Raw genomic sequence first — 10,430 nt, forward strand, 5'->3', positions numbered from 1 at the left:
TGCTGGAGCGGCTGAACTTCCTCTCCATTTTCGCCTCCAACCTGGACGAGTTTTTCATGGTCCGGGTGGCCGGCCTGAAGCGCCGGATCGCCACCGGGCTGGCGGTGCCGTCCGCCGCCGGGCTCTCGCCCAGTGAGCAGCTGGAAGAAATCAAAATCGCCGCGCATAAGCTGCAGCAGCGCCACGCCCGGATCTTTGCCGAACAGATCCGCCCGGCTCTGGCCTACGAACACATCCACATCGTGCGCTGGGACGAGCTGGATGAGGCGGCCCGCACCGAGCTGTCCGCCATGTTCCGGGAGCGGGTGTTCCCGATCCTGACCCCGCTGGCCGTGGACCCGGCCCACCCCTTCCCCTACATCTCCGGACTCTCGCTGAACCTTGCCGTGGTGGTGCGCAACCCGGTGAGCGAAAAGGAACTCTTTGCCCGCCTCAAGGTCCCGGACCAGCTCTCCCGGCTGATCCCCGTGGACGGGCCCCGCGCCGGTTCCGTGCCTGGCCGCACCGCCCGGTTCATCCCGTTGGAAGACGTCATCGCCCAGCACCTGGACCTGCTGTTCCAAGGCATGGAAGTGCTGGAGCACCATACCTTCCGGGTGACCCGCAACGAGGACCTGGAAGTCGAAGAGGACGACGCCGAGAACCTGCTCCAGGCGCTCGAAAAGGAACTGCTGCGCCGCCGTTTCGGACCGCCCGTGCGGCTCGAGGTGGCCACTGACATCAACCCCAGCGTGCGCGAACTGCTGGTGCGCGAACTCGGCGTCGACGAATCCGAAGTGTACGCGCTGCCGGCGCCGCTGGACCTGCGCGGGCTGGAGGCCATTTACCGGATCGACCGGCCCGACATGAAGTACCCGAAGCAGCTGGCGCACACGAGCCGCTTCCTGAACGAGAGCGAAACGTCCAAGGCCGCAAACGTGTTCGCTGCCATGCGGCGGCGCGACATCCTGCTGCACCACCCCTACGACTCGTTCTCCACCTCGGTACAGGCCTTCCTGGAGCAGGCCGCCACGGACCCGAAGGTGCAGGCGATCAAGCAGACGCTGTACCGGACCTCGGGTGACTCGCCGATCGTGGACGCACTGATCGATGCCGCCGAAGCCGGCAAGCAGGTGTTGGCGCTGGTCGAGATCAAGGCCCGGTTCGACGAGCAGGCCAACATCGACTGGGCCCGGAAGCTGGAACAGGCCGGCGTCCACGTGGTGTACGGGATCGTGGGCCTGAAGACGCACTGCAAGCTCTCGCTCGTGGTGCGCCAGGAAGGCGACGGGCTGCGGCGCTACTGCCACATCGGCACCGGCAACTACCACCCGCGCACCGCCCGCTATTACGAGGATCTGGGCCTGCTGACGGCCAACTACCAAGTGGGCGAGGACCTGTCCAAGCTGTTCAACCAGCTGTCCGGTTACGCCCCGAAATCCACCTTCAAGCGCCTGCTGGTGGCACCGCGCTCGGTGCGCTCCGGGCTGATCGACCGGATCGAAAAGGAAATCGCCAACCGCAGGGCCGGCCTGGCCGCCCGGGTGGTGATCAAGGTGAACTCGATGGTGGACGAAGCCATCATCGACTCGCTGTACCGTGCCTCGCAGGCCGGCGTGAAGGTGGATGTGATTGTCCGCGGAATCTGCGCCGTGCGCCCGGGCGTTCCGGGGTTGAGCGACAACATCCGGGTCCGCTCCGTCCTTGGCCGCTTCCTGGAACATTCGCGCGTGTTCGCTTTTGCCAATGGCGGCGACCCGGTGGTCTACATCGGATCCGCCGACATGATGCACCGCAACCTCGACCGCCGCGTGGAGGCCCTGGTGCAACTGAACTCGCGCGAAGACATCCATGACCTGCTGGCCCTGATGGACCGCTACATGGACCCCGGCACCGCCAGCTGGCATCTGGACAGCAACGGCGCGTGGACCCGGCACCACAAGGACGACGACGGCAACCCGCTCTCCGATATCCAGTCCTGGCTGCTGGCCTCCCGCTCCCGCCAGCGCACCGTCGCCCGCCGCTGATGACACAGAGCAAGATTAACGACGCCGGTGCTCCCCCCGCCGTCAGGATCACCGCCGCCGGCGCCTTATGCTGGCGGGTCCGCCAGGGCCAGCTGGAAGTGCTGCTGATCCATCGGCCGCGGTACGACGACTGGTCCTGGCCCAAGGGCAAGCTGGACAAAGGCGAGACCACGCCCGAATGCGCCGTCCGCGAAGTGCACGAGGAAATAGGCGTCCAAGTCCGGCTGGGCCCGCCTCTGCCCACCATCCACTACCGCGTGAACGCCGGGCTGAAACAAGTGCTGTACTGGGCCGTCAAACTGGACAAGCAAGAACCCGTCCCGGACGGCGACGAAGTGGATCGGGTGCTCTGGTGTCCTCCCGCCAAGGCCCGGGAACTCCTGACCAACCGTACCGATGTCCAGCCCTTGGACGCTTTGGAGGCCGCGCACCGGCGGGACGAGCTGGATACGTACCCCTTCGTCGTCGTCCGCCATGCCAAGGCCAAGCCCCGGTCCGCCTGGTCGCAGGCCGAGGGCGAGCGGCCGCTGGTGGCCACCGGCCGGCGGCAGGCCCTGGCGGTCTGCCGGATGCTGACCGCGTGGAAACCCAAGCGGATTTTTTCCAGCCCGTGGTTGCGTTGCGTGCAGACCGTCACCCCGTACGTGCTGCACACCCAGACCAAGCTGCGCACCGTCGAGGCCATTACCGAACACAGCAACGAGCGCAACCCGAAGAAGGCCCGGGCTGCCCTGGTGCAGATGCTCGAGAAGGGCAAACCGGCGGCCGTCTGCAGCCACCGGCCGGTGCTGCCGAACCTGTTCACAGTGCTCGCGGACCGGATGGATCCGGAACTCGCCCAACAACTGCCCACGGACGATCCGTACCTGCGGCCGGGAGCCGTGCTGGTCTGCCACATCTCCAGGAAGCAGCAGGGCCGGATTGTTGCGCTGGAAATCCTCGACGCCTACGACGACTGAACCTCCCTGGCCGATGCGGCCCTCCGACCCGCGGCAGTGCACGACCCGTATCTCTTGACCCGTTTCCCGTTTGTATCAAATACTTGATTCATTGACACAGGACGAGGGGGAACGTGGACTCGCTGACCAGCACGATCGTCGGCCTGCTGATGGGGGCCGTCGTCATTTACGCGGTGTTGCGGATCATTGCCGGCAAAACCCAAGCTGCCACTGTCACACCTGCTGCGACCGGGTCAAACGATCCATCCGGACCGTCCGATGCTTCTGGTCGGGGTGCTGCCCGGCTGCATGCGTTCTACACCGCAGTTATCGCCTTCTTCGCCAGCGGTCTGTCAGCGGCATCAGAAGTCGGGCGCATTCCCTCGTATTACTACGCCCCGGGCCGGGAACCGGAACCGTCCTGGCTGGCCGGACTGCTCATCCTCCTGGTTCCGTTGGTCAGCTTGGCGGGAATCTACATCATCGGCCAATACACCTGGCCCAAGCCCCGGGGCAACGTCCGCCGTGCCGACATCACCGCCCGGCACATCCGCGACTATGTCCCGCGGACGCTCTTCATTGTGATGACGACGGCGGGGCTCTTGGCCACCGCCGCCGCCGTGGCGGTCTGGCCCCTGCCGGGCATCGAAGGGTTCAGCGGCACCCGGACCTTCGACGGCGTTGAAGTGTCCGGCGAGCACCCCGGCAGGCAACCCGGCAGCTACTTCGCGCCCATACTTCTGATTGGCCTCCTCACCCTCGCCGCCGGCGTTGCTGCCGCGACCGCGGTGATCGTGCGCCGTCGTTCCCTGGACTCACTCAACCGCGAGGACAACGACGTTCTGCGGCGCATCCTGGTCAACCGGCTGTTCCGCACAACCACCTTGCTCTTCGCCTCGCTCGGCACCATGGCCATCAGCTTCGCCAACACACAAGGCCCCGGCTTCCTTCTCGAAAGCCCCATGCGCGCAACAGGTTGGGAAACCACCCAGCAACTCGCCAACGGGGCCGGCTTCGCCCTGATGATCGCGATGGCACTCTGGCGGCCGCAGCTTCTGGCGCACGGAAGCGGCCTTGGGGATGCTCCGTATCCGCCCTTCACCTACCACGGCAGCTTCGCCGCAGGCCTGGATATGACGACGTCGGCGCGGACTGCCGCATTCATGGTGGCTCTCCTGACCTTGATAACCTTGTCGGCCTTTGCCAGCGTCGTCTTCTTCGTCGTGCCCGTGCCAGCTCCAATCGATGCATATTCTCCTGGTCCGGTCTCCCCAGTGCCGCTTTTGCCACTGGTGATTGCCCTGCCAGTGGCAACGTTCCTCGCAGCCATTGCCTCCGGAGAGGTGTTTTTGTGGCGCCGCCACACCAGGAACGGGAGCCACCCCGCCGCCAAGGAGCATGACACCCATGCCGCGGCAGACCACGTCCAGCATCACGTTCCCCGCACTACCAGCACAATCGGCCCGAGGTCGCTTCCCGCATCTGTTGCCCGGCTGGTTCCCCGTCCGCTCGCTGGCGCAGTTGCCGTCGGTACGTTACTTTTAGCCGCGGCCATCTGTTTCAACCTGGCCGCCCCGGGCCGCCAGCCTGGCTTGTTGGCTGCCTTCGCCGTGTCCGGTGCCGCCCTCATCGTGCTCGGCGCGGCAGCCATCCTGCTGGTGAACCGCCGTCCGCCGCTGCTTGCGGCAACTCCTGACGCAGATAACCTACTCCGTCGCGTTTCTGCCTTCCGACTGGCCAGGATGACCGCCGCGGGGCTGTTCGCCCTAACCGCCCAGCTACTCACCGCACATACTGCAGCTTGGGGCTGGTATCTGGGCGGCAACATATCGCTCTTCCTGCACCAGCTTCCGCCCGACCTGCACACTGCACTACGGATCACGACCGCGCTGCTCTACCTGGCCGCCATCGCGCTGGCCTTGTTCCCCGGCCCCGCCCGCCCCCGGAGGAGCGTGGCCGCCGAAATCGGGCATCCTGCCCGGCAAACCCCAGGCCAGCGCGGCGGCGATTTTAGCCCCGCCCACCAGGCCCACGGCCAGTCCAGCCCGCACCACCACTGCGATCCCGGCAGCGGCCAGTCCAGCCCGCAGGATCCGGCACCGTGAGCACCCAGATCCAGGTCGACCTGGCAGCCGCCACTCCGCCGTACGAACAAATCCGCAGCCAGATCGCTTCACTCATCACCGTCGGGACTATGGCGGCCGGGCAACGCTTGCCCACCGTGCGCAGTCTGGCCGCCGACCTTGGCGTGGCAGCCGGCACCGTGGCCCGCGCCTACAAGGAACTCGAGGCGGCCGGACTGCTCACCAGCCGCCGCCGGCACGGCACCATGGTGGCCGATTCGGCAGGCCCCGCCCGCGGAACCGCAGCCGGCTCCACCGAGGTGGGCTCCGCCGTCGCGCGCTTGGTGCAGGCCGCGCGCGATGCCGGGCTGGACGATGAAACCGTACTGAATCTGGTGCGCGGGCAACTGCGGCGTGAACGCTAGGCTGCAAGGCACACCCACCGCGCCCCGGCTCCACCTCCGCGGCTCAACTACACTGGACGCTGTGAACGCGATTCCCACTCCGTACGAGGACCTGCTGCGCGACGTCATGGCCAACGGCACGGCCAAATCGGACCGCACCGGCACCGGCACCCGCAGCGTCTTCGGCCGCCAGCTCCGTTACGACCTGGCCGAGGGCTTCCCGCTGGTCACCACCAAACGCGTGCACTTCAAGTCCGTGGCGCTGGAACTGCTGTGGTTCCTGCGCGGGGACTCGAACGTGAAATGGCTGCAGGACCGCGGCGTCAAGATCTGGAACGAATGGGCCGGCGCCGATGGCGAGCTCGGCCCGGTGTACGGGGTGCAGTGGCGCTCGTGGCCCACGCCCGACGGCGGTCACATCGACCAGATCGCCCAACTGGTCGAGGACCTGAAGAACAATCCGGATTCGCGACGGCACATCGTATCCGCCTGGAACGTGGCGGACATCAAGAACATGGCATTGCCGCCGTGCCACGCGTTCTTCCAGTTCTATGTGGCGGACGGCAAGCTCTCCTGCCAGCTGTACCAGCGCAGCGCCGACATGTTCCTGGGCGTGCCCTTCAACATCGCTTCCTACGCACTGCTCACCCTGATGCTGGCACAGCAGGTGGGCCTGGAGCCGGGCGAATTCGTTTGGACCGGCGGAGATGTCCACGTCTATGACGACCACGTGGACCAGGTCCGCGAACAGCTGTCACGCGCCCCGTACCCGTACCCCACGCTCAACATCCGGCGAAAACCGGAGAGCATCTTCGACTACGCGCTGGAGGACTTTGACGTGGTCAACTACCAGCACCATCCGGCCATCAAGGCACCGGTGGCAGTATGAGCTGCGGCAACGACGGTGGCCGTTTGAGCACCGACCATCTCACGGCGCGCCCGTACCCGGACAGCGTCGCCGGAGCCGTGCTGGAAGCAGGACCGCCCCCGTCGCTGTCCGCACCGGTCGTCGGCATGATTTGGGCCCAGACCAGCAACGGCGTCATCGGCCGCGACGGCGGAATGCCCTGGCACCTGCCTGAGGACCTGGCGCACTTCAAGCGGACCACCCTGAACCACCCCGTGATCATGGGACGCAAAACGTGGGAATCGTTCCCGGCTAAATACCGGCCGCTGCCCGGCCGCACCAACATCGTGGTCAGCCGCCGGCCTGAAATCAGCGGGAAGCTCGCGGCGGAAGGCGCCGTCGTCGTCGAGACCATCGAAGACGCCCTCGCCGAGGCGGCTGCGAGCCCGGGCAGTGATGAAATCTGGATTCTGGGTGGCGGCGAGATCTTCAATCTCGCCAAGCAGCACTGCAACGCAGCTTCGGTCACCGTCATCGACATGGAGACCGACGGCGACACTCACGCCCCGCAGCTTGGCCCGGATTGGAAGTTCGACGGCGTCACGCCCACCGAAGACTGGCACACCGCAGCCAACGGCACCCGCTACCGCATCTCGCTCTGGGTCCGAGGGCAGGACGGCCACGCGGAGTAGCCCCAGGGTCACTACTGCTTCAGGCTCGAACGCCGGCAGTTTCCACAGCAACGGACCGCCTCAGGCACCAAGCTCCGCAAGTCCCCGTGGCGAGCCCCGGCGTCGTACGCATGATGCTTCAGTTCCGCCAACGCTACGTAACCCACGGCGCCCGGTTGACCCGGCCCGTAAAATGGAATGCATGACTTCCCCCGCAGCCACTTCCTCTGCCCAGTCCGTCGGCCTGATCGGTTGGCGCGGCATGGTCGGCTCCGTCCTCATGCAGCGCATGCAGGATGAAGGCGACTTCGACCTCATCAATCCCGTCTTCTTCTCCACGTCGAACGCCGGCGGCGACGCCCCGGCCTTCGCCGAGGGTGCAGGCAAACTGCAGGACGCGTATGACATCGAGACGCTGGCCAAACTGCCGATCATCCTCACCGCCCAAGGCGGCGACTACACCTCGGAGGTTTACCCGAAGCTGCGCGACGCCGGCTGGGACGGTCTGTGGATCGATGCCGCCTCCACACTGCGTATGGAGGACAGCTCCATCATTGTGCTGGATCCGGTCAACCGCGACGTCATCGATGCCGGGCTGGCGCGGGGCGTGAAGGAATTCATCGGCGGCAACTGCACCGTCTCCTGCATGCTCATGGGCTTGGGCGGACTGTTCAAGAACGGTCTGGTCGAGTGGGGAACGTCCATGACCTATCAGGCAGCGTCGGGCGGCGGCGCCCGGCACATGCGCGAACTGCTGAACCAGTTCGGTGCGCTGAACGCGGCGGTGGCCGATGAACTGGCCCAGCCCGCCTCTGCCATTTTGGAGATCGACCGCAAGATTCTTGCCCTGCAGCGCAACCCGGAACTGGATTCCTCCCAGTTCGGCGTGCCGTTGGCCGGTTCCGTCATCCCGTGGATTGACAAGGACCTGGGCAACGGACAGTCCAAGGAAGAATGGAAGGCCCCGGCCGAGACCAACAAGATCCTTGGGTTGAGCGACGACAAGCGCATCCCCTTCGATGGTCTGTGCGTCCGCATCGGCGCAATGCGGTCGCACTCGCAGGCACTGACGTTGAAGCTCACCGAAGACCTGCCGCTTGCCGAAATCGAGCGGATCATCGACGCCGACAACGAATGGTCCCGCGTGGTTCCTAACAACAAGGAAGCCACCATGGAGCACCTGACGCCCGTGGCGGCCAGCGGAACGCTTGAAATCCCGGTAGGCCGGATCCGCAAGCTGGAGATGGGTCCTGAGTACATCAGCGCGTTTACCGTCGGCGACCAGCTCCTGTGGGGCGCTGCGGAGCCGCTGCGACGCATGTTGCGCATCGCCACCGGCAACCTTTAGGACAACAGCCGCTCGGTCAGCACAGGCTGGCCGGGCCGCTGAGGTTTGAGGGCTGATCTGGAGTGAAGCCTTTGAGGAGCCCGTCCCTTTTGTGTGGGACGGGCTCCTTCTGTGCAACGCAGTCTTTGGCCCGCAGAACGATCCCTGGCCGGCGGGTGGTCTTGGTGCCGCCGGCCGGAGACCTCGCTGTCCTGCGGTTGGCGAGTGCCCGCGTGGTTCTGCGGACGACGAGCTCCCGCGTGGTTCTGCGGCTGGTCTGCCCCTCATCGTTCGGCACACCTGTCACGAATTCCGGAACAGACGCTCACTAGGCAAAGCTTGCAGCCTCGAGTGAGCTCTTTTCTGGCCGCCGCGCTGCGACCTGTCCTCCAAACACGCCGACTCTTCCTCCACAGGCCGCATGGGCCGGAGGTTTTCCACTTACGTCGAAGACCCGTTCTACCCGGGAGACGGGGTCCGTAGCGTTGAAGTATGGCAGCGGAACCGTTGGACGAGGCACAGGAGCCGGAGGAACACTCCGGCCTTCCTGACATGCCGAACGACGGTGCCTTTGAGACAGCTGCCGCTCCCGAGGAAGCTGCTGCAGGCGGGGACACAGCCACTCCCAAAGACTCCCGCTCACCCAAATCCGCAGGTTCCAATTCTGGCGGGCCGGAGATTGACAGACCAGCAGATCCGGATGGCCGTGAACATCCCATCAATCCTCGGGTCGGGGCTTCCGGAACCCTGGCGGGCGCGTCCTCACCGTCTTCACAAGGCTCAGTTGACGAGACAGCAGAACCGGTGGCCGCCGAGGTTGTTCCTGATGCTGCCGCGGCGGGTGGCGGGACAGGGCCGGAACCTGCGGCACCCCTGCCTGCGGCACCCATGCCTGCTGCGGGGCTGCCGGCCGGTGAGTTGTGGGCGGAGGATTGGCAGGAGCTGGGGCCGGCGGAACTGGCCGGCCTGCTGGCCGGGACGGACCCGGGGGCGCTGGATGACTGGTCGGTGTTGGAATACCTCAAGGCGGTGCGCAGGCATGAGGCGTGGACGCAGTCGCGGCGGTTGCGGGCCGTGCACCGCATGGCGGCGCTCAGGCCCGCAGTGGGCCCGGATGCGGGCGCACCGGAGGGGATTTCCCGTCACGCCGCCGCCGAACTCGCCCCCGTCCTGGCGGTGCGCCGCGAGCGGGCGGCCGCGGAACTGGCCGACGCGCAGCAGATCGGCAGATACCTGCCGGCCACCCTCGCGGCTTTGGACGCCGGGGAGATTGACCTGCCTCGGGCGGTGGCGGTTGCCCGCAAGGGCATCGACCTGCCGCCGGCGGCTTTGGCGGCCTTTGAAGCCAGGGTGGTCCCGGGTGCCGGGGCCATCACGCTGGAATCCGTCCAGGCCCGTGCCCGCACCGCCCGTGACCGGCTGCATCCCGAACCCCCCGAAACCCGGCACCGGGCCGCGATGGAATACCGGACCGTCCAGTACCAGCCGCAGGACGACGGGATGGCCGAACTCTACATCCGCACCTCGGCGGAGAAAGCGATGCTGGCCTACAACCTCATGCAGGCCCACGCCCGGAAACTGCAGACCGCCGAGGAGACCCGCACCCTGGGCCAGCTGCGCGCCGATGTCTTCACCGACATGCTCCTGCACTACCCCGACCACGCCTACCAACCCAACACCCCCGACACCACCGGAACCGGAACCGGAACCGGAACCGGAACGGCAGCGTCAATGCCGGAAGCAGCCAGGGATGTCGCGGCAGCCGGCTCAGGAAGAGCAGCAGAGGTGAGGACTGCGAGCGGGGCAACGCCCCACGGGTCAGCAGCAGCCGGTGCAACGGTGGTGGAAGCAGCCGGCCACCCCGCTGCCGGCGACCCGGCGTCCACCGGGACCTCGGCAGGTGGACCACCCGCAGCAGCCACCAGGGAGGCCGACCGGCCGCCAGGCCGCGGGCCGTGTACCTGCGAATCCGGGAACGTGACCGCTTCGGTTGCGGTGACCGCACCCCTTGCCGCCTTGCTGGCGCTCTCCGAAGAACCCGGTGAACTCACCGGCTACGGTTCCATCCCGCCGGACATGACCCGAGACCTCGCCGCGCTGGCCAAATCCTGGCTGATCGTCCTCACCGACGACTACGGCCAGGCCATCGCCGCCGCCAAAGACCTGCGCCACCC

At 66.6% G+C, this 10,430-nt stretch carries 8 protein-coding genes; all 8 read left to right on the forward strand.

Annotated elements, in window-relative coordinates:
- Window positions 1-2,006: RNA degradosome polyphosphate kinase (locus tag AC5RWT_RS29960; RefSeq protein WP_494083388.1), on the forward strand; the 2,006-nt coding region annotated here is incomplete at its 5' end.
- A complete protein-coding gene (locus tag AC5RWT_RS29965; protein WP_494083389.1) occupies window positions 2,006-2,965 on the forward strand; it encodes an NUDIX hydrolase in 960 nt (319 codons plus the stop codon). The genes AC5RWT_RS29960 and AC5RWT_RS29965, both read left to right, overlap by 1 nt.
- Before the next feature lie 113 nt (window positions 2,966-3,078).
- Window positions 3,079-5,049, forward strand: coding sequence for a hypothetical protein (locus AC5RWT_RS29970; RefSeq protein ID WP_494083390.1), 1,971 nt, complete (start codon window positions 3,079-3,081; stop codon window positions 5,047-5,049).
- Window positions 5,046-5,432: a GntR family transcriptional regulator gene (locus tag AC5RWT_RS29975; protein ID WP_494083391.1), complete on the forward strand. Its 387-nt coding sequence runs from the start codon at window positions 5,046-5,048 to the stop codon at window positions 5,430-5,432. Before AC5RWT_RS29970 ends, AC5RWT_RS29975 begins: the two co-directional genes overlap by 4 nt.
- 61 nt (window positions 5,433-5,493) lie before the next feature.
- The gene (locus tag AC5RWT_RS29980) at window positions 5,494-6,300 is read left to right on the forward strand and encodes a thymidylate synthase (RefSeq protein WP_494083392.1); all 807 of its coding nucleotides are present in this window, start codon (window positions 5,494-5,496) and stop codon (window positions 6,298-6,300) included.
- A gap of 23 nt (window positions 6,301-6,323) precedes the next feature.
- A complete protein-coding gene (locus tag AC5RWT_RS29985; RefSeq protein ID WP_494083393.1) occupies window positions 6,324-6,950 on the forward strand; it encodes a dihydrofolate reductase in 627 nt (208 codons plus the stop codon).
- 181 nt (window positions 6,951-7,131) lie between these two features.
- The gene (asd, locus tag AC5RWT_RS29990) at window positions 7,132-8,277 is read left to right on the forward strand and encodes an aspartate-semialdehyde dehydrogenase (RefSeq protein WP_493966593.1); all 1,146 of its coding nucleotides are present in this window, start codon (window positions 7,132-7,134) and stop codon (window positions 8,275-8,277) included.
- A gap of 471 nt (window positions 8,278-8,748) precedes the next feature.
- Window positions 8,749-10,430: DUF222 domain-containing protein (locus tag AC5RWT_RS29995; RefSeq protein WP_494083394.1), on the forward strand; the 1,682-nt coding region annotated here is incomplete at its 3' end.

This window comes from Arthrobacter sp. Dra40, assembly GCF_059091905.1.